Genomic DNA, 19,305 nt, shown 5'->3' on the forward strand with positions numbered 1-19,305 from the left:
GGAAGAGCCATGGACAGCGCATTCGATTCAAGCAGCGGCACCATCCAGAGCCTTCTGGATACCGACTACTACACCTTCACCATGATGCAGGCGGTCTTGCACCAGCACCCGAATGTCGAAGTGGAATACCAATTCATCGTCCGCTCCAAGGAGCGCCTCGGTCACCTGATCCCGGACATTCGCGTGGAGTTGGAGAAGCTCGCCGGGCTGCAGCTGCGTGAGGGAGAGCAGCGGTTCCTGTTCAACAAGCGTTTTCGTGAGTACCTGACACCGGACTTCGAACAGTTTCTCGGCCTGTTTCGCTTCAATTTGCGCTACATACACGTTTCGGAAGTCGACGGCCAACTGCACATCCGCGTCCGTGGCCCGATGTTGCACTGCATCATGTTCGAGCAACCGGTATTGGCGATGGTCAGCGAACTGCGCAACCGCGAGAAATACCCCGAGGTCGAGTTGGCCGACGTCACCCGCAAGCTGTATCAGAAGTTCGAATGGCTGGAGAAAAACGCCAGCCGTGAAGAACTCGCCGAGTTTCGCGTTTCAGACTTCTCCACCCGGCGGCGGCTGTCGTTCAGGGCCCAGCGTGAAGTGGTGAATATTATGCGCAGCGATTTTCCTGGGGTCTTTGTCGGCACCAGTAACGCTCACTTGGCCTACGAGTTCGATCTCCCGCTGATTGGCACAATGGCTCACCAATGGCTGATGGTGCACCAGCAACTCGGGCGCTTGCGCGAGAGCCAGAACGCGGCGTTGGAAAACTGGGTGCGCGAGTATCGCGGCCGCCTCGGTATCGCCCTGACGGACTGCATCAGCACCGACTTCTTCCTCAAGGATTTCGACCTGTACTTCGCCAAGCTCTATGACGGCCTGCGCCAGGATTCCGGTGACCCCATCGTCTGGGCGGACAAGGTGCTCAAGCGTTACCAGGAACTGGGCGTCGATCCGCGCACCAAGGACCTGATGTTTTCCGACGGCCTCAATTTCGAAAAATGCCTGCCGATCCTGCGGCATGTTCGTGGCAAGGCCAGATTCGGTTTTGGCATGGGCACCAGCCTGGCCTGCGATGTCGACGGTGTAGAACCGCTGAGCATCGTCATGAAGCTGGTGCGGGTCCACGGCGAGCCGGTCGTGAAGTTCTCCGACGACCCGATCAAGAACGTCTGCGAGGATGCCTCGTTTCTGCGGTACGCCGCCCAAGTGTTCAACGTCGCCCTGATCAATCCACAGCTGGGAGCCTGATATGACTACGCTTGTGCAAGAACGCATTGCCCGGGAACTGGGCATCGACCGTCAACTCACACTGGGTGGCGAAGCAACCGAGATTGCCCGCCGCGTCGAGTTCATCAAGCAGATATTGCGCGAGTCGGGTTGCCAGTCCCTGGTCCTGGGGATCAGTGGCGGCGTCGACTCCCTCACCGCCGGCCGCCTCTGCCAGTTGGCCGTGGAGCAATTGCGAGAGGAAGACTACGAGGCGCGTTTTATCGCAGTCCGGTTGCCCTACAAGGCTCAGGCAGATGAGCAAGACGCCCAGGCGTGCCTGGACTTCATCCGGCCGGACGTGATCACCACCAGCAATATCGCCGCTTGCGTTGACGGGTTGATGGGCAGTATCGCCATCGATGGCTTGCAGCCTTCGGCTGAACTCACCGACTTTGCCAAAGGCAACGCCAAGGCCCGGGCACGGATGCTGGCGCAATACGCCATTGCCAATCTGAGCAATGGGTTGGTGGTAGGCACCGATCATGGGGCAGAGGCGGTGATGGGGTTTTTCACCAAGTTTGGCGACGGCGCGTGCGACCTGGCCCCGTTGTCCGGGTTGACGAAGACTCAGGTGAGATTGTTGGCCGATACGCTGGGCGCCCCCGCCAACCTGGTGCGCAAGGCACCGACCGCCGATTTGGAAGACCTGGCACCCGGTAAGCTCGATGAAGTGGCGTATGGCTGCAGCTACGAGGAAATCGATGGGTACCTGATGGGCGAAGAAGTGTCGCCCCAGGCGCGACAGATCATTGAATGCGCCTACTTCAAGACGGCTCACAAACGCGCATTGCCCCGCGTCCCGCCTACCCGGTTGTGAATGAGCCTCAGATCTTGAAGGTGTTGACCATTTGTTGCAGGCGGCGTGACTGGTTTTCCAGTTCTGTGCAGGCCTGCAAGGTGGATTGCAAATTGCCGACCATTTCCTGGTTCAGGTCATTGATGTGGCTGATGTCGCGATCCAGATTGTCCACCACCGAGGTTTGTTCTTCGGTGGCGGTGGCCACCGACAGGTTGATCTCGTCGATTTCGCCGATGCCCATCAGCACGCGATTGAGTCGCTCGCCTGCGAGCCTGGCGGTAGTGACGTTGTCGTCGCTGTGACGCTGGCTTTCGAGCATGGCGCTTACGGCGCTGCCGGCACCTGCTTGCAGTTCCTCAATCATGCTGTGGATTTCCTGAGCGGACTGTTGGGTGCGATGGGCGAGCGTACGGACTTCGTCCGAGACCACTGCAAAACCGCGCCCGGCATCTCCGGCGCGGGCGGCCTCGATGGCAGCGTTAAGGGCCAGCAAGTTGGTCTGGTCGGAAATGCCTTTGATGACGTCGAGAATACGTCCGATCTTCAGCGTTTTCTCATTCAGGCTTTCGATGTCCTGGCGGGTATTGACCACCTGCGACGAGAGTTGCGACATGGCGCTGATACTGCGCTGCACCACCGACTGGCCTTCCTGGGTCTGATCCCTGGTATCAGAGGCGCGGCTTGAAGCATGAGCGGCGCTGCGAGCGATTTCCTGGGCTGCGGCCCCAAGCTCATTGATAGCCGTGGCGACGTTATGGGTCAGCGCCGCTTGGGTGTCAGAGCTTTTCAGGGATGCGTTTGACGCCTGGCTGACCTGTGCCGCCAATTGGGTGAGCTGGACACTGGACGCCAGGACTTCCCGGATCGACTGCTGGATACGTTCGACGAAGCGGTTGAACCCCCCGGCCATCATGCCGAACTCGTCCCGGGAGAGGCTGTGCAGGCGCTGGGTCAGGTCGCCTTCGCCATCGGCTATGGATTGCATGGCCGAGCCCATGCTGCGTAATGGTCGCATCAGGGCATTGATCAACAGGCCGAGCAAACCGACGGTCACCAGCATGGCGATTAATGTGGCGACCAACGCCGAAGTGCGAAACGCGTGGAGTACGGCGTAGGCTTTGTCTTTATCCACTGAAAGTCCGATGGACCAATGCAGCGAGGGTAGGCCGTTGATGGGTGTAAAAGTGACGATCCGCGTTCGGCCGTTTTCCTGCACTTCATTCAAGGCGCTGTTGATGCTCGGCGGGCCTTCGGGGAACGCTTGGGCGAGTGTCTTGGTCACTCGTGTGTTGTCCGGGTGCACCAGGATCTTGCCGTCGTCGCTGACCAGGAAGGCGTAGCCTATGCCGTTGAGGTCCACGGCATTGATGATTTTGGCGAGTTGCTCCAGGCTCAGGCTCGCCCCCAGCACACCCACGGCCTTGCCATCGACCTTGATCGGCGCCGCTTGGGTCATGATCAGGTAATCAATACCGGCACCGATGTAGGGTTCGGTCAGCACGGGTTCAAGGCTGCGAGCCGCGTCTTTGTACCAGGCGCGCTGGCGAACATCATACCCGTCGGGCATTACCCGCTCGGGATGGATAAAGAAACGACTGTCTTCAAGGCCGACGTAGCTGGCGATGAAGGTCTTTGTAATGATGTCCTGGGAGAGAATTGCGCCGATGGTCTGCGGGGTGGGATCGGCGGCGATGGTTTCGGCGGCACCTTCGATCAATAGGATGCGGCCGGCCAGCCAGCTGTCGAGGTTCGCGCCCAGCAACTGGCCGGTGGCCTGTAGGTTGCGGTGCAATGCTTCGCGGGTGCTGGCTTGCTGGCGATGGTCGTTGAACAACGAGAAAGACAGGAATACCGCCATCACGATGACGCAGGCACCCAGAAGAATCTTGTGGCCAAATTTCAGATTGATGCCCATGAGGAATTCTCGTCCGGTTTCTTTTTTATTGATGGAATCCCCGCAGGCTCAGGGCTGGTCGAAGATTTAATGAGCGGACAGATTTTGTCGAACTAGAAAAAACGATGGGCCATCGTGAGTTTTCTTGTGAGCCTGAAAGAGGTGCGAATGGAGTTTTCAAAGGGGACCTCGGGTCCCGAACGGAGTGGGTAAATGACACAGGCAATCGGCATCAAGGATCGCGTACGCATCAAGCACGTCGAAGTCCTCTCGGACGATTGGTACGTGCTGCGCAAGACCACCTACGACTACCTCGGTCGCAACGGCCAATGGCGCGAGCTGACGCGCGAGACCTACGACCGTGGCAACGGCGCCACCATCCTGCTGTACAGCAAGGCCAAGCAGACCGTGGTGTTGACCCGGCAATTCCGCTTCCCGGCCTTCGTCAACGGGCACGACGACTTGTTGATAGAAACTTGCGCCGGCCTGCTGGATAACGACGACCCGCACACCTGCATCCGCAAGGAAACCCAGGAAGAAACCGGCTATATCATCCAGGACGTGCGCAAAGTGTTCGACGCTTTCATGAGTCCGGGTTCGGTGACTGAGCGGGTGCATTTTTTCGTCGGCGAATATTTCGACGAAGACAAGCAGCACGAAGGCGGCGGCCTGGAAGCCGAGGGTGAAGAGATCGAAGTGCTGGAAATGTCGCTCGATCAGGCCCTGGACATGATCGAGCGCGGTGAGATTTGCGACGGCAAGACCATCATGCTGTTGCAGTACGCCAAGTTGCATCGGTTGCTGGATTAGCCTTCAGGGCTGCCTGGGGACTGGCTTCACGTCTGCCAAACCGTTCACGGTAGGCGGAGGGTGGCAAACCCACAGCGTTGCGGAAGGCTGCGCGGAAACTTTCCACCGAGCGATACCCACAAGCCTGGGCAATGCTGGCTGTGTGCTGGTCGGTGCTTTCCAGCAGTTCCCGTGCCCGGTTGAGGCGCTCCTGTTGCAGCCAGGCCTTGGGTGCAAGGCCTGTCGTCTCGATGAAGCGTCGCAGGAAGGTGCGCTCGCTCATGGCGACGCGGGCGGCCATGTCGCCCACGCTGGGGGATTGATCCAGGTTTTCGCGAATCCATTGCAAAACACCGCTTAGTTCATTGCGTGGCGACTTGCTCACGGGCGCGACGATGAATTGGGCCTGGCCGCCGGTGCGTTGTGGGGCCATGACCAGGCGCCGGGCCACCGAGTTGGCGACGTGGGTGCCGCAGTCGCGGGCAATCAGATGCAGGCAGGCGTCGATGCCCGCCGCGCTTCCGGCTGAAGTGATCAATTGCCCGGCGTCCACATACAACACGTTCGGGTCGACGTTGATCAGCGGGTAGTGTTCGGCAAGCTCTTGGGCAAATTGCCAATGGGTGGTTGCGGTTTCGCCGTCGAGCAGGCCGGTGGCTGCGAGGACGAATACTCCCGAACAGATCGATAGCAAGCGTGCGCCGCGGGCATGGGCTTTGCGCAAGGCCTGCAACAGGGCTTCGGGAGGCGGCTCCTGACGGCTGCGCCAACCGGGAACGATGATGGTGCGTGCGGTTTCGAGTGCCCCGAGCCCGGCGTCGACGCCAATCTGCAGGCCGCCGAACGCACGCATCGGCCCCTGATCGACGGCCACGACTTGATGGGTGTACCAGGGAATGTCCAGTTCCGGACGCGGCAGGCCGAATATCTCCAGGGCGATACCGAATTCGAATACGCAAAGGCCTTCGTAGGCGAGGATGGCCACTGTTCCTGGAGGTGTCAGCATTTGGCGTAAAGCTACCGTTTATTGTCGTCTGCCGCACTGTAGCGGACTGTCCCGCCCTCCTACAATCGCTGGCAACACCCAGGCTGGCTGCGCCTTGTGACGGTGACAGCAGCATGACCGATGTCGGCCCGGAACGGGTGGCTGCCAAGGCACGCCTTGTCAGTTTCCGTCGTTCCTCGGCTGCGCATTCTTCTCCCCAATAGTTGTGGATAACGCTATGCGCGCTTTCAACACCGAGGTGGCCCATGACAGCCAGAAATGAATCCGGACAAGGCGTGGCTTTCGGGCTCGGCGCTACGCTGCTTTGGGGATCCTACCCGCTTTGGTACAAACCGCTGGCCGGGCTCGACGCGTACCATCTGCTGTCTTGGCGGGTGGTGTTTGCCGAGCTGTTTCTCGTTGCACTGGTCTTGCTGACCGCACGAGTCTCAACCTTGCGTTCCACGCTTAAGACGGTTCGCCCGGTCAACGTGCTGACGGTCTCTACGGTATTAGGGCTGTGGTGGCTGATGTACATCTACGCAATCATGACGGGGCGAGTGCTGGAGGTTGCCTTCGGCTATTTCCTCAGCCCGATCATGAGCATGTTGGTGTCACGCCTGGTCTTCAAGGAACGCCTCAGCGTCTTGCAGACCTGGGCCATTTTCCTGGCCGTGGCGGGCGTGACGCTGATGGCGTTCGAGTTGCTGAACCTGCACTCCTTCCCCTGGATCGCCCTGGTCATCGGTTTTTGCTATTCCTTCTACGGCCTCTTCAAGAAGAAAGTCCCGGGCGACCCGGTGGTTATCCAGACGCTCGAGATCGCAGTCCTGCTTCCGTTTGCAGCGGTATTCCTGCTGCTGGCACAGGCCCACGGCGTGGGCCATCAATTCCTGCAGTCAGGCACTCGCGACCTGTTGCTGGTCGCCACGGGGCTGATCACGGTACTGCCCCTGTGGTGGTACAGCCTGGCCGCCAAGCAGCTGTCGATGATCGCGCTGGGCTTCCTGCAATTTGTGCCGCCCATTTGCAACTTCCTGTTGGCTGCGTTCGTTTATGGCGAGCCGGTTTCAGCATTGAAACTGGCGGCATTTTCGTTCATCTGGCTGGCGCTTGCGTTGTTTACCTGGAACTCCATCCGGGCCCAGCGTGCAGCGGCAGCCGCCAACGTGTCCGCGCAGTTGCGTACGGCATGACATACCCGCAGCGCTGTCACTTTCCGGGAATGGCGCAGGTTTTTCAGGATAAGGAATCGAAATGAAGAAAGTCGCCGTGGTGGGCTGCACCGGTGCAGTGGGCATGACCATGCTGCAATTGCTTGAAAATACCGATTATGAAGTGGTGTGCATGGCCTCTGGCCGTTCGGCGGGCAAGCGCCTGAAGGTGGGTCAGGTCGAGCACCTGATCGAAGCCTTTTCGGTCGAGGGGTGCGCCTCGTGCGACATCGTCTTCCTGTGTGTCTCCGGGGCCTTCGCCCTGGAGTATGGCGAGCGTCTGGCTGAAAATGCCTACGTCATCGATAACTCCTCGGCCTTCCGTTATCACCCGGCGATTCCGCTCCTGGTGCCGCCCATCAACGGTCAGCGTTACATGGGCGAAAAACTGATCGCCAACCCCAATTGCTCCTCGGCTATTGCGCTGATGGTGCTGGGGCCGCTGCATCAGGCCTTCGGGTTGGAGAGTGCGATCATTTCCACTTATCAGGCCGCCAGCGGTGCGGGGCAGCCGGCAATGCTGGAACTGCGAGAGAAAGCCAAGTCCTTCAGTGATTATGGCGACCGTGATGACAGCGAGCACTTCGCCCATAACCTGGCTTTCAACGTGATTCCCCAGGTCGATTCGTTCGAAGCCAATGGTTACACCCGTGAGGAAATGAAAGTGGTCTGGGAGCTGCGCAAGGTCCTGGACGAACCGGGGTTGGCTATCAGCACCACGGCTGTGCGGGTGCCGACCCTGCGTTCCCATGCCGAGAGCCTGAGCCTGCGCTTCAAAAAGCCCATCCAGTCATTGGCGCAGGTGCGTGATTTGTTGCGCGCGGCGCCGGGGGTTGAAGTGGTGGATGAGCCCGAGTTCGGCGCTTATCCGATGCCCATGACCTCCACCTACAAGCATGCGGTGGAAGTCGGGCGGATTCGCTACAACCTGATCTACGGCGAGCACGGGCTGGACCTGTTTATCAGTGGTGATCAGTTACTGCGGGGTGCTGCATTGAACGCATTCGAAATCATGCAATTGATCAAGTCTTGATCAAGCACGAGCCGAACATTAGAACGCGCAGCCATGGCTGCGCGTTTTTTGTTCAACTGGATTGGGCCTCGCGGTCTTCCTGCATATCGTCCAGGTATTGCGGCTGGTCGGTCTGGTCCGGCAGTTCGGTCACGACGCTGAAGTCGCTGATCTCGATGGCGCCGACGCCATGACCGAGCAGATGGAAGGAAAACGCCTTGCGCTGCTGCGGGTTGTCGAAACGGAGGTTCATCACCAGCGGCTGGTCGGGTGTCACCGCCACGTCTGTCGGCAGGTCCATCGACACATCCTGCTCGAACTCCTTGGCCTTGAGGGAAATGTAGGCGGCGTGATCAGCGTCCACGGCGCGGATGGTCAGGCTGACGCGGGTCTGCGAACCCTTGGGCATTTCCAGGTATTGGGCACCGATCAGGTTGTCGGTCCAGTCGTTGGTGACCTGGGCCGGCAGCGGGATTTTATCCGTACTGCCGAATTGATAATGCTGGTTCAAGGGCGTGCGCAACAGCGTCTGGTCCAGGGCCGTGGCCCGGGCGCCGATCAGCCTGGCGCGCTGGCCGCTGTATTGCCCGCCGTAGGTGGCGCGGTCGGCGATGAAGCCTTCGCTGGTGTAGTAACGGCAATGCTGGAGGAAATCGCACTCGGTGAACGTCCCCTTGCCATCGTGGTAGCGCAGTTTGCCGTTGGTGAACGACATGATTTCCCGGCCCGTTGGGTAGTCCCTGAACATCGAGCGGCCAGACAACGACGTGGGCACCGTAAAGCCGAAGTAATCGAGGATCGAGGCGGTCAAGTCGACGTGGCCGTAGGTGCCTGACTTGATCCGGGGCAACGGCTCCGGCGCCAGCGTCAGGTTGAATCCCCAGGACGAGGCCAGCCGCACGTCGTCGATGCCATGGGATTCGTCCGAGGTGATGACCACCAGGGTGTTGTCCAGGATGCCCTGGCGCTCCAGGCCCGCGAGGAAGTTTTCCAGGGCATCGTCCAAGTAACCTACCGCTGCCTGCTTGGCGGTGTCGTAGCGTTGCAGGTAGTCATCCGGCGCCGAGTAGGGCTGGTGCGTGCCCACGGTCAGCAGGGTCAACATCCAGGGCTTGTCCGCTTGTTGCAGTTGCCCGACGTAGTCCAACGCGCCTTCAAAGAAAGTCTTGTCGTCCTTGCCCCAGGGGAATTCCAGGTAGGCGGGGCGAGTGAACCACTCCATGCCCAGGGTCGTGTCGAAGCCGATGTGCGGCATGATCCGGTCCTTGGCCATGAACCGCAGGCCCGCGCCCTGGAGGAAGTGCGTGGAAAAGCCGTTCTGGCGCAACTGAGCCGGCAGGCAGGCCTGGTTGCGCTGGGTCTGGTTGAGCATTTCGACACCTTTGGGCGTGCCGTCGTCGAGCTTGTCGTAGTCGCCACACAGCATCGCGTACAAGCCACGGATGGTCTGGTGGCTGTGCAGGACGTAATCGGGGGTGTTCATGCCGCGCTCGGCCCAGGCGCTGAGGTGTGGCATCAGGTTTTCCTGATAGCTGCTTTTCAAGGCCTGGCGGTTGGCGCCCACGTAGGCCCCGGGAATACCCTCCAGGGCGATGACCAGGACGTTGCGTGCACGCCCCGGTCCGGCCAGCAGTCTGTTGCCATCGAGGTCCAGGCGGGTCAGGCCCGCCATGGGCGGGGCTGGGTCCACGGCATCGCCATCGAGCCATTGCCGGGCGTGGTCCTGCCCGGCGGCGATACCCGCCGTGACGAGTTGGTGAGGCAGGTTGAACACATTCCATTGGTCCGCCTCACTGGGGCGCCAGGCTTGCAGCGCGCCATGGCTCAACAGGAGCAACACAGGCACGGCCCAGGCGTGACGAGGCAAACGTGGCGCCTGGCGTGGGCGGCTGGTCCATTGGGTCATCAGCCAGAACGCCAGCGCTGCCAACTGGGTCGCGGCCAGCCACGGATGGGCGAAGCCGCCGCTGGTGGAGTTCCCAACGAACTGGGGGTCGGTCAGGTAATGAATGTCCGAAGGATTGGGCATCCGCCCGACCGCACTGACCAACTCGATGCTGGCCAGGGTCAACGCGCTCCAGGCCAGCAATACCGGGGATGCCAGCCACACGGGACGACGATTGAGCAGCACGATCAGCAACCCGCCGATACCCAGGTCCGAGAGATAGCCCAGCGGGTCGGACCAGTCCAGGGCAAGACGCAGGCCCATAGGGACGAATAATACGCAGCCAATCAGGGCGATGAGGGCGATCCGGGGGTGGCTTAAAGCGCGGTAAAAAATATTCATAAGACACAGGCCTTTCGTTGAAGCCAATCCATTGAACAACACACCCACAGAAGGTTCTTCCTTCGGTCATGAAATTGTCATGGAGCGGGATGGTACCAAGGGTAATCGCCCCTGGCCGAGCCAATGTCCCGGTGTCCGGCTGCGCTACGCTGTGGTTCACTGGCTCATGCCTCTACCACGGCCGCAGCAGCGCTGGTTTGGGGTACGCCGAGAATTGTATCAAAATGCTTCATGGGGGAGTGGATGGATAGGTTCCAGGAAATGCAGGTTTTCCTTGCCGTGGCCCAGGCATCGGGCTTTTCCGCGGCAGCCCGGCGCCTGGGCCTGTCGGCGGCCAGCGTCACGCGGGCGGTGGCGGCGTTGGAGCAACGCATCGGCACGCCATTGCTGGTGCGCACCACCCGCAACGTGTACTTGAGCGAAGCTGGCCAGCGCTTTCTCGAGGACAGTCGCCGGATCCTGAGCGACTTGCAGGAAGCCGAGGATTCAGCGGTCGGCAGCCACGTCCAACCCCGGGGGCAGTTGACGATTACCGCGCCCGTGCTGTTCGGTCAGTCGTTCGTCACGCCGCTGCTGGTGGATTACTTGCATCGGTTCCCTGAGGTCAGCATCAACGCTTTGCTGTTGGACCGCACGGTCAGCCTGGTGGAGGAGGGCATCGACGTTGCCCTGCGCATTGGCGAACTGCCGGACAGCAACCTGCACGCCGTGCGGGTCGGTGAAGTACGGCGAGTGGTGTGCGGCTCCCCGGATTTCTTCGCACGCCACGGGCGGCCCCGGCATCCGGAGGATTTGGAGCGAATGCCCGTGGTGGCATCCTCGGCCATTGGCCAGGTCAAAAGCTGGACCTTCATCGATTCAGGCCAACCGTTGGCCGTCCGGCCCGCGCCTCGGCTGGTGGTGACGGCCAACCAGGCCGCGATCACCGCCGCCTGCCAGGGGTTGGGGATGACGCGGGTCCTGTCTTACCAAGTGGCAGGCAACGTGGCGGCCGGGGAACTGGAAATCGTCCTGGCCGATTTTGAATTGCCGCCTCTGCCGATCCATGTGGTGTACCAGGGCGGGCGAAATGCGCCGGCGCGGGTCCGCAGTTTTGTCGATTTCGTCGTCGGTGCACTGCGCGAACATCCGGCCTTGAGCGGTTGAAGCATTGTTTCGCTGGCTGAAACAATGGATTGCATTTCTGGGTGATTCTCTTGGTTTTGCCTGGAGCGGAAGATGACCCCATCGACGCCGTTGTGCTGATGGCGTCACTTCCTGCGGAGTCGACCATGAACCCTATCAAGCACTATCACTTCCCGCTTTCCGGCCATTCCCATCGCGTTCAATTGATGCTTTCGTTGCTCGGGCTAGCGGTCGAAGAGGTCTTCGTCGACTTGGCCAAGGGCGCGCACAAACAGGCGGACTTCCTGGCGCTCAATGCGTTTGGCCAGGTACCGGTCATTGACGATGACGGCGTGGTGCTGGCGGACTCCAACGCGATCCTGGTGTACCTGGCGCACAAATATGGCAAGGGTCGCTGGCTGCCGACCGATCCTGTTGGCGCCGCCCGGGTGCAGCGCTGGTTGTCGGCGGCGGCTGGGCCGATCCATGCGGGCCCGGCCACGGCGCGACTGATCACGGTGTTTGGCGCGGCCTACAACGCTGAGGACGTGATCGCCCGTTCCCACAACGTGCTGAAAGTTATTGATCAAGAATTGAGCAACCGTGCTTATCTGGCGGGTGACGCTGCGACTGTCGCGGACATCGCCGGCTACAGCTACATCGCCCACGCACCGGAAGGCAATGTGTCGTTGGAGGACTATGCCCATGTGCGGGCCTGGTTGGCGCGGATCGAAGCCTTGCCCGGGTTCGTGGGCATGCCGCGTACGGTTGTCGGGTTGCAAAAGCATTCATGAGCCGTTGAATAGGCAACCCTGCCCAAACAGGGAATCCATTGGAGGATCAGGCGTAGGAAAGCGCCTTTTCCTCCAGCAGTTCCTCGTATAGCCGCACCCACTTTTGGCCCATCTCTTCGGAGGTGAACAACTGTCGGTAGCGGGCTTCGGCTCGGGCGCCCATGGCCTGGGCTTGTGCCGGGTTTTCCCACAGGGTGCGCATCGCCTCGCGAAAAGCTTCGGGATTGCTCGGTGGCACTACCAGGCCGGTTTCTTCGTGGACATTGATGTAGCTGGTGCCTGTGCCAATTTCGCTGGAGATCATCGGTTTGCCGAACATCGCGCCTTCGAGCAGCGAGATGCCAAAGGCTTCGGAGCGCAAGTGCGAAGGAAACACGATGGCATAACTCAATTCCAGCAGCGCGACCTTGTCCTCGTCCCCCAGGCGTCCGAGGAAATGCAGATTGCGCAGGCCCAATGCCGCCGCCTGGGCATGCAGTTGTTTTTCCAGCGGGCCGGCGCCCACGATGACCACGGGGTAATCCACGCCTTTGAGGGCGTCGAGCAGAATGTGCAAGCCTTTGTAGTAACGCATCACCCCCACGAACAAAAAGAAACGCTCGCCCAGTTTTGCCTTCCACCCCGCCATGCGCTCGGCGTCGGGCTGTGGATAACTGGTCTTGTTCAGGCCGTAGGTGATGATCCGGGTCTTGGCGGGGTATTCCTTGAGCACGTCGCTGGTATGAACATAGTTCGGCGACGCCGCGACGATGCGCTCGGCGCCGTTCAGAAAGCGCCGCATCAAGGGGCGATAGAGCTTGAGCAGGTGCCGCTGGCGAACGATGTCCGAGTGGTAGGTCACGACGTAGGGTTTCTTCACGGCGGTGAAAAAATGCACCAGGTCCATGAACGGCCAGGGGAAGTGGTAGTTGATCACGTCCGCTTCGGCGGCCAGCTCACGGAATTTCTTGAACACACTGTAGGAGAAGCCGGTGGACGCCAGTAGGAAGTCCAATCGCGCCTGATGAACGACATGCTGTCGGATCTTGATTGGCTCGGGCGCCGGCTTCCCGCTCAGGGCCAGCACGGTGTTATCGATACCCAACCGGTCAGTGCTGTCGCACAGCTGGAAAATGACCTGTTCGATGCCGCCCATGGAGTCGGGCAAATAGGTTTTGTAAAAGTGCAGGACTCGCATTCAACCTCCCAAGACCTGGCGATACGCTTGGGCGGTGACCTTCGCACAGCGTTCCCAGGAAAAAAGCGCCGCTTGTTGCAGCCCCGCTTCGCGACACGCTTGCCAGTGCTGGGGATCTTCCATCAACCGGCCCATGGCTTCGCGCATGCCTTGCGGATCGTCCGGCTCGCAGTAATTACCGGCTGGCCCCGCCACCTCGGGCATCGCCGAGCAGCGGGTGGTAATCACCGGTGTGCCACTGGCCATGGCTTCAAGCACCGGCAGGCCGAAGCCTTCGTAGTAGGACGGGAAAATCAATGCCCGTGCCCCCGCCAATAGCTGGGCGACCTGTTCGTCAGGCAGGTAACCCGCCAGACAAACATGACCGCTAGCCAGGGCGTCTTTCAACTCATCATTGAGCTGTGCCTGTTGCCATCCGTTCATTCCTACGATGAACAAAGGAAAGGTCTGACGTACGGATTCAGGAAGCCCGGCGTGGGCACGCAGGGCCAGTGACAGGTTCTTGCGCGGTTCCAGGGTGCCGACACATAGAAAGTAACGGCCGTGCTCCAGGCCATGGGCCTTGAGTACGGTGTCGATGGCTGCGGGTTCGCGCGGATGGAAACGCGCCGACACGCCCAGCGGCGCGACCCGCAGGCGCTCGGCGGGGAGGCCGAAATGCTGTTGCGCTTCATTGGCGATGAACTGCGAGTCGGTCAGAATCAGTTGCGCCAGCTCCACCGCACGGTCGAGCCGTCGCTCGATTTCCTTCAGGCGTGCCGGTGGTTGCGTTTCTGGGTAGCGCAGGTGCGTGAGGTCATGGAGGGTGATCACCGTCGGCCCCTCGAAGGCCAGCGGCCAAAGGCTGGGTTCGTGATACAGGTCGATGGCCTTTGAACGGCCTTGATCGAAGCGTTTCTGCTCCAGCCAGCGCCGCGCCTGATAGGCTCCCGGAACCCGCCGAAGCCAGGGGCTTAGCTTTGAATAGCCAGGCGCGGCCGTTTGCGGCAATTGCGAGCTCCAACCCCAGCCATGAAACAGTGACAACTGCACGTCCGGCTGCCGGGCCAGGGCAGTGGCCAGCTCCGCTACGTAATGGCCGATGCCAGTGCGAGGCGCCTGGAGAATGCGCGCGTTGAGGGCTATCCGCATGCTGTTTCCCGGTCGACGATGACTTCGTTAACGTGGCCCTCGATCCGCTCCACCAATTGCGCACTGGCCTGGCGCCAGCTCAGCCATTGCCAGTGATCCAGGTTGCGCTTGGCCGGGAATACCCCGGTATGTTCCATGTCGGTGACCAGGTCCGCCAGGCTTTGGGGTTCGTCGAGATCGAAATAAGCCATGAAATCACCGCCGATTTCCCGAAACACTTCAATGTCGCTGCCCATTGCCGGCAAGCCGCGCTGCATGGCCTCCACCAGCGGCAGGCCGAAACCTTCCACATAGGACGGGAACACCAGCGCAGTGGCGTTTCGATAGGCGTGTTCCAGGCTTTGGTCCGAGAGGTTGTTGAACATGAACAAGCGGCTGTTGAGTTGTGAATGACGCTCGATACGTTCGATCAGCGCCTCGCACTTCCAGCCGATCTTCCCGACGATGCACAGCCGCGCCTGGGAACCGGCAGCCCAGGCCCGCTCGAATGCATTGAGCAGATAGGCGTGGTTTTTGCGCGGCTCGATGGTGCTGACCATCAGGAACACCGGCTCGGGGCGCTTGAACAACCGCAGCAACTTCGGGTCGACGGCGTGGGCGGCGTTAATCTGGTCCAGTTCGCTGCCCAGGTGGAAATAATCGAACCAGCGTTCTTGTACCTGCTGCTCGCCAATGCGCCGGACCATTTCCTGGCGCAGCTGGTCACGGATAGTGGCGGAGATGGCGATGTAGCCGTCGGCGGTGCGGGCAATCCAGTCGAACCAATGGTTGAACACCTTGACCAGCCCGGCATCGCAGAATTGTGGATGAGACAGGGGGATCAGGTCGTAGACCACCGAGATGATCCCGACGCCATCGCGCTTGAGCTGTTCGGCCAGGGGGAAGATATCCGAGTGCCAGGATGAGTCGAGCAAGACCAGCTGATCGCCGGCCCGATGCTCCAGCGGTACGCAACGCTTAGGCAGCTCTTGGCCTTTCAGGGCGCGGTCGAGCAAACGTATCGGTATGCTCAAGAAGCCGAAGGCGAACAGGCGGCAGCCAATGTACAGGAGGCGACGGGCCCACAATGATCGGCTGAAGGGCCACTGCCGTGCGAGCGTCCGATGCCAGAACCAGAACAGGTTGGCCATCTGTTCCCAGCGTATCCTCAGGCTGACCAGATCCAGTTTATCGATCGACAGCGGGGCCAGGCTCTTGGCCTCGTATAATTTGCCCTGCAGCATGACCACGGGAATGCATTCACGCTCGCCATCCTTGGCCGGCAGTTCGCGAATTACATTGCGCACGACGCGCTGAATGCCGGAATTGATTTCCGGGTGTTCGAATACGTAGGTGCATTCCACCAACAGGCGGCTCATGGCAACTCCTTTTGCGGTAACGCCTCGACGGCAGTCTGGCTCGAACGCTGGATGCAGGTCTCGGCCTGGAGCCAGGAACAGCCGACGAAATCTTCCTGGCGATTATTGATCACGTGAAACACCAACCCGTAGTCGCGCCATTCAAAATTGCCGTCCAGATGCGAATCCAGTCGCGACAGGCTCAGTGCAACGGAGTAATTGCCCTTGCCCAGACGCATGTCGAAGCTGAAGCGGTAGACAATCTGTTCACCCGCCTTGAGATCGGTCAGGGCCTTTTCCTGACGATGAGTATTGATGCCATACATTGGCTGACCGAGTCGGTCCTTGATCATGAAGCCCAGCACCAGCCGATCTATGTTCTGGCGCACTTCGACCCTGACCTGCAACACAACAGGCTGGCCGATCTCGGTTACTTCCACCGCCTGGCCCTTAGTGTTCAAGAGCTGTACATCAAGGATGGCGGCCTCACCGGTGCCGGAAATGGTGCGCACCTGGCCGCTGGCGAGCATTTCCTGGCGCACTATCTGCCCCTCGCGCTCGGCCAGCATGGCATTGTAGTAATCCATCACTTCTTCCGGCTTGCCGCGCATGGCCATGCGTCCGTGCTCCAGCAGGATGGCGGTGTCGCAGATCGACTGGATCGCCGAGCGGTCGTGGGACACGATCAGCAGCGTGGTGCCGGCCTTGCGGAAGCTGCGGATGCGTTCGAAGCTCTTGTGCTGGAAGTAGGCGTCGCCCACCGACAGTGCTTCGTCGACGATCAGGATGTCCGGACGCCGGGCGGTGGCGACGCTGAAGGCCAGGCGCATCTGCATGCCGCTGGAATAGGTGCGTACCGGTTGGTCGATGGCCTCGCCGATTTCGGCGAACCCTTCGATCTCGGGCATCAAGGCTTCGATTTCCTCTACCTGCATACCCAGCAACTGACCGGCCATGAACGCGTTCTGGCGACCGGTGAAGTCCGGATGAAAGCCCATGCCCAGTTCCAGCAGCGCGGCGACACGACCTTGCAACTGGATGTGGCCGCAGGTGGGTTGCGTGGTACCGGTGATCATCTTGAGCAACGTGCTTTTGCCGGCACCGTTGACCCCGACGATGCCGACGGCTTCCCCGGGTTGGATCTCGAAATCCACGCCTTGCAGGATCCAGTGCAATTGATGACGCTGGCGGGAAAAGGGGATCAACCATTCGAACAGCCGGCTCCAGCGGTTCGGGTACTGTTTGTAGGCCTTGCCCAGGCCACTGACGCGCAAATGTCCCATCAGAGTTCGTCCACCATTTCACCGCCGCGCCGACGAAACATGCGCAAGCCCAAGGTGCATAACAGCAGGCCGACCACCAGCAACGGCACCAGCGAGCTCCAGACCGGCCATTGGTTGTAGAGAAACAGGTTCTGGTAGCTCTGCATCAGGGCGGTCATGGGATTGAAGGCGAGCAGTTGCTGGATCGGCGGCGGCAGGATCGTCATGGGGTAAACGATCGGCGTGAGCCAGAACCAGAATTGCAGGCAAATGCCGAACAACTGCCCGACATCACGGAAAAACACATTGAGGATCCCCAACAGCATGCCCAGCCCGGCGGCGAACATCACTTGCAGGGCCAGCAGTGGCACCAGTGCCAGCAAGGTAATGCCCGGCCAGCGCCCGGTGATCAACAGGAAACCGAGGAACAGCCCGAGGATGATCGCGAAGTTGATCCCGGCGTTGAACAGCACGATCACTGGCAGGCAGATCCGGGGGAAGCTGATCTTCTTCAGCAGGTTGGCGTTTTCCAGGAACATGCCCTGGCTGCGGGTGGTGATTTCCGCGAACAACCCCCAGGTCAGCAGCCCGGCGCAGAGGTAGACGCTGTAGGCCATGCCGTCTTCCACCCCGGGCAGGCGGGCACGCATGATGTGGGAAAAAATCACCGTGTAGACGAGAATCATCGACAGCGGGTTGAGCACTGTCCACAACGCGCCGAACAGCGAGTTGCGATAGCGCGATTGGAATTCACGCTTGACGCTGCCAAGGATAAAACCGCGGTAACTCCATAATGAGTAGTGCAAGCTCAGCAACATGAGTCAGCCCTGCCATAGTGATCTTCAAAGCGAACAATGTCGTCTTCCCCCAGGTATTCGCCGCTTTGCACTTCGATAATCACCAGATCGATCACGCCGGGATTCTCCAGGCGATGCTTGTGGCCGGCCGGGATAAAAGTCGATTCGTTCTTGGCGACCAGATGCGAACCCGAGCCGTTGTTGGTGACCTTGGCCATGCCTTCGACCACCACCCAGTGTTCGTTGCGATGATGGTGCATTTGCAGCGACAGCGATGCGCCAGGCTTGACCACGATGCGCTTGATCTTGAAGCGTGGACCCTCTTCGAGCACGGTATAGCTGCCCCATGGCCGGCTGACCGTACGGTGCAGGCGATAGGCTTCGTGATCCTTGTCCTTGAGTTGCCGGGCGACGCGACGAACATCCTGGGCGCGGTCGGCATGGGCCACCAGCACGGCATCGGCGGTGTCGATAATGATCAGATTTTCCACGCCCAGGGCGGCCACCAGGCGGCCGTCGCTCTGGACGAAGTTGTTCTGGCTGTCGATAAACAGGGCCTCGCCGGTGGCGCGGTTGTTTTGCGCATCGGCGGGCACCAGGCCGGCGACGGCGCTCCAGGAGCCGATATCGCTCCAGTCGAATGCCGCGGGAATCACCACGACATTGGCGGAGCGTTCCATCAAGGCATAGTCGATGGAGATGTCTGGCATTTCGGCGAAATGCGCCGCGGACAATTCCTGCTGCACACACCCTGAGGTTTCCACCGCCGTACTGGCGGTGACACAGGCGCGTGCCTGTTCCAGCAGCTCGGGGGCGTGGGCTTGCAGCTCCGCCAGCAGGGTCTTGACCGAAAAGCAGAACATCCCCGAATTCCACAGGAAGCGGCCGCTTTCCAGATATTGCGTAGCGGTCTGCAGGTCGGGTTTTTCGACGAAGCGCACGACCTTGGCCGCGCCCTTGGTGTCCAGGGGCTTGCCCCGTTCGATATAGCCGAAGCCGGTTTCCGGCGCCGAGGGCAGTACACCAAAGGTCACCAAGTGGCCGTTTTTGGCCAGTTCCACGGCGTGCGCCACGGCGGTCTGGAAGGCGGCCTCGTCCTGGATCAGGTGGTCGGCAGGCATGACTACCAGGATCGGATCGTCACCGTGCAGGGCCTGCACCGCGAGCGCGGCGGTAGCAATGGCCGGCGCGGTGTTGCGACCTGTCGGTTCGAGCACGAAGTGACCGCGATGACGCTCCAGGTGGGCGCTTTGATAGTGGTCGCGGCTCTGGAAGTAGTACTCGCGATTGGTGACGGTGACGATGTCGCCCCGGCCATCGAACAACCCCGCGGCACGCCGATAGGTCTTGCCCAGCAGCGACTGGCCATCGGGTAAGAGCATGAAGGGTTTGGGGTGGCCTTCGCGGGACACCGGCCACAACCTCGTCCCGGCCCCGCCGGAGAGAATCACTGGAATGAGCAT

Annotated in this window: 16 protein-coding genes; 7 read left to right on the forward strand and 9 right to left on the reverse strand. The window is 60.6% G+C overall.

All coding sequences use genetic code 11. From position 1 onward, the window contains the following. The first annotated feature begins 9 nt into the window (after positions 1-9). Positions 10-1,239: a nicotinate phosphoribosyltransferase gene (gene pncB, locus BM300_RS15700; protein ID WP_092147557.1), complete on the forward strand. Its 1,230-nt coding sequence runs from the start codon at positions 10-12 to the stop codon at positions 1,237-1,239. Between the two features lies 1 nt (position 1,240). Continuing rightward, complete coding sequence (gene nadE, locus BM300_RS15705) at positions 1,241-2,077, forward strand: ammonia-dependent NAD(+) synthetase (protein WP_092463256.1); 837 nt, start codon at positions 1,241-1,243, stop codon at positions 2,075-2,077. Positions 2,078-2,084: 7 nt separating this feature from the next. On the opposite strand, the gene BM300_RS15710 is transcribed toward nadE, so the two are convergent. Next, positions 2,085-3,974, reverse strand: a complete 1,890-nt coding sequence (locus BM300_RS15710; protein ID WP_092147563.1) for a methyl-accepting chemotaxis protein — start codon at positions 3,972-3,974, stop codon at positions 2,085-2,087. Positions 3,975-4,166: 192 nt separating this feature from the next. Between BM300_RS15710 and nudK the strand changes: the two genes are divergently transcribed. Beyond that, positions 4,167-4,763: a GDP-mannose pyrophosphatase NudK gene (gene nudK, locus BM300_RS15715; RefSeq protein WP_092147565.1), complete on the forward strand. Its 597-nt coding sequence runs from the start codon at positions 4,167-4,169 to the stop codon at positions 4,761-4,763. Here nudK and ftrA read toward each other — a convergent pair. After that, positions 4,720-5,748: a transcriptional regulator FtrA gene (gene ftrA / locus BM300_RS15720; RefSeq protein ID WP_092463258.1), complete on the reverse strand. Its 1,029-nt coding sequence runs from the start codon at positions 5,746-5,748 to the stop codon at positions 4,720-4,722. The genes nudK and ftrA overlap by 44 nt on opposite strands. A gap of 245 nt (positions 5,749-5,993) precedes the next feature. On the opposite strand from ftrA, the gene rarD reads away from it, so the two are divergent. Then, complete coding sequence (gene rarD, locus BM300_RS15725) at positions 5,994-6,923, forward strand: EamA family transporter RarD (protein WP_092147571.1); 930 nt, start codon at positions 5,994-5,996, stop codon at positions 6,921-6,923. A gap of 61 nt (positions 6,924-6,984) precedes the next feature. Further along, positions 6,985-7,974: an aspartate-semialdehyde dehydrogenase gene (locus tag BM300_RS15730; RefSeq protein ID WP_092463259.1), complete on the forward strand. Its 990-nt coding sequence runs from the start codon at positions 6,985-6,987 to the stop codon at positions 7,972-7,974. Positions 7,975-8,026: 52 nt separating this feature from the next. Here the strand turns inward: BM300_RS15730 and BM300_RS15735 are convergent, their stop codons facing one another. Further along, a complete protein-coding gene (locus BM300_RS15735; RefSeq protein ID WP_092463261.1) occupies positions 8,027-10,240 on the reverse strand; it encodes an LTA synthase family protein in 2,214 nt (737 codons plus the stop codon). Positions 10,241-10,483: 243 nt separating this feature from the next. On the opposite strand from BM300_RS15735, the gene BM300_RS15740 reads away from it, so the two are divergent. Both BM300_RS15740 and BM300_RS15745 read left to right on the forward strand, forming a co-directional pair. After that, positions 10,484-11,386, forward strand: a complete 903-nt coding sequence (locus BM300_RS15740; RefSeq protein ID WP_092463263.1) for a LysR family transcriptional regulator — start codon at positions 10,484-10,486, stop codon at positions 11,384-11,386. Positions 11,387-11,511: 125 nt separating this feature from the next. Further along, positions 11,512-12,138, forward strand: coding sequence for a glutathione S-transferase family protein (locus tag BM300_RS15745; protein ID WP_092463265.1), 627 nt, complete (start codon positions 11,512-11,514; stop codon positions 12,136-12,138). Positions 12,139-12,184: 46 nt separating this feature from the next. Here BM300_RS15745 and BM300_RS15750 read toward each other — a convergent pair whose 3' ends face one another. From BM300_RS15750 to BM300_RS15775, 6 genes are read right to left on the reverse strand one after another with little or no spacing between them, the layout of a single operon-like run. Continuing rightward, complete coding sequence (locus tag BM300_RS15750; protein ID WP_092463267.1) at positions 12,185-13,315, reverse strand: glycosyltransferase family 4 protein; 1,131 nt, start codon at positions 13,313-13,315, stop codon at positions 12,185-12,187. Then, the gene (locus BM300_RS15755; RefSeq protein WP_092463269.1) at positions 13,316-14,446 is read right to left on the reverse strand and encodes a glycosyltransferase family 4 protein; all 1,131 of its coding nucleotides are present in this window, start codon (positions 14,444-14,446) and stop codon (positions 13,316-13,318) included. Next, entirely contained in the window at positions 14,437-15,804 is a 1,368-nt protein-coding gene (locus tag BM300_RS15760; protein WP_092463271.1) for a glycosyltransferase family 4 protein, read from the reverse strand. Before BM300_RS15760 ends, BM300_RS15755 begins: the two co-directional genes overlap by 10 nt. Then, complete coding sequence (locus tag BM300_RS15765) at positions 15,801-17,066, reverse strand: ABC transporter ATP-binding protein (RefSeq protein WP_092463273.1); 1,266 nt, start codon at positions 17,064-17,066, stop codon at positions 15,801-15,803. Before BM300_RS15765 ends, BM300_RS15760 begins: the two co-directional genes overlap by 4 nt. Continuing rightward, positions 17,066-17,863, reverse strand: coding sequence for an ABC transporter permease (locus BM300_RS15770; RefSeq protein WP_063323685.1), 798 nt, complete (start codon positions 17,861-17,863; stop codon positions 17,066-17,068). The genes BM300_RS15765 and BM300_RS15770 overlap by 1 nt, the downstream gene beginning before the upstream one ends. Further along, positions 17,854-19,305, reverse strand: coding sequence for a mannose-1-phosphate guanylyltransferase/mannose-6-phosphate isomerase (locus tag BM300_RS15775; RefSeq protein WP_092463275.1), 1,452 nt, complete (start codon positions 19,303-19,305; stop codon positions 17,854-17,856). Before BM300_RS15775 ends, BM300_RS15770 begins: the two co-directional genes overlap by 10 nt.

Source organism: Pseudomonas sp. NFACC46-3 (assembly GCF_900114515.1).
Lineage (GTDB): Bacteria > Pseudomonadota > Gammaproteobacteria > Pseudomonadales > Pseudomonadaceae > Aquipseudomonas > Aquipseudomonas fluorescens_Q.

Bases quoted from the DNA above. Each gene is read 5' to 3' on its own strand.
- pncB (WP_092147557.1), top strand. From the start codon at position 10: ATGGACAGCGCATTCGATTCAAGCAGCGGCACCATCCAGAGCCTTCTG.
- nadE (WP_092463256.1), top strand. From the start codon at position 1,241: ATGACTACGCTTGTGCAAGAACGCATTGCCCGGGAACTGGGCATCGAC.
- BM300_RS15710 (WP_092147563.1), bottom strand. From the start codon at position 3,974: ATGGGCATCAATCTGAAATTTGGCCACAAGATTCTTCTGGGTGCCTGC.
- nudK (WP_092147565.1), top strand. From the start codon at position 4,167: ATGACACAGGCAATCGGCATCAAGGATCGCGTACGCATCAAGCACGTC.
- ftrA (WP_092463258.1), bottom strand. From the start codon at position 5,748: ATGCTGACACCTCCAGGAACAGTGGCCATCCTCGCCTACGAAGGCCTT.
- rarD (WP_092147571.1), top strand. From the start codon at position 5,994: ATGACAGCCAGAAATGAATCCGGACAAGGCGTGGCTTTCGGGCTCGGC.
- BM300_RS15730 (WP_092463259.1), top strand. From the start codon at position 6,985: ATGAAGAAAGTCGCCGTGGTGGGCTGCACCGGTGCAGTGGGCATGACC.
- BM300_RS15735 (WP_092463261.1), bottom strand. From the start codon at position 10,240: ATGAATATTTTTTACCGCGCTTTAAGCCACCCCCGGATCGCCCTCATC.
- BM300_RS15740 (WP_092463263.1), top strand. From the start codon at position 10,484: ATGGATAGGTTCCAGGAAATGCAGGTTTTCCTTGCCGTGGCCCAGGCA.
- BM300_RS15745 (WP_092463265.1), top strand. From the start codon at position 11,512: ATGAACCCTATCAAGCACTATCACTTCCCGCTTTCCGGCCATTCCCAT.
- BM300_RS15750 (WP_092463267.1), bottom strand. From the start codon at position 13,315: ATGCGAGTCCTGCACTTTTACAAAACCTATTTGCCCGACTCCATGGGC.
- BM300_RS15755 (WP_092463269.1), bottom strand. From the start codon at position 14,446: ATGCGGATAGCCCTCAACGCGCGCATTCTCCAGGCGCCTCGCACTGGC.
- BM300_RS15760 (WP_092463271.1), bottom strand. From the start codon at position 15,804: ATGAGCCGCCTGTTGGTGGAATGCACCTACGTATTCGAACACCCGGAA.
- BM300_RS15765 (WP_092463273.1), bottom strand. From the start codon at position 17,066: ATGGGACATTTGCGCGTCAGTGGCCTGGGCAAGGCCTACAAACAGTAC.
- BM300_RS15770 (WP_063323685.1), bottom strand. From the start codon at position 17,863: ATGTTGCTGAGCTTGCACTACTCATTATGGAGTTACCGCGGTTTTATC.
- BM300_RS15775 (WP_092463275.1), bottom strand. From the start codon at position 19,305: ATGCTCATTCCAGTGATTCTCTCCGGCGGGGCCGGGACGAGGTTGTGG.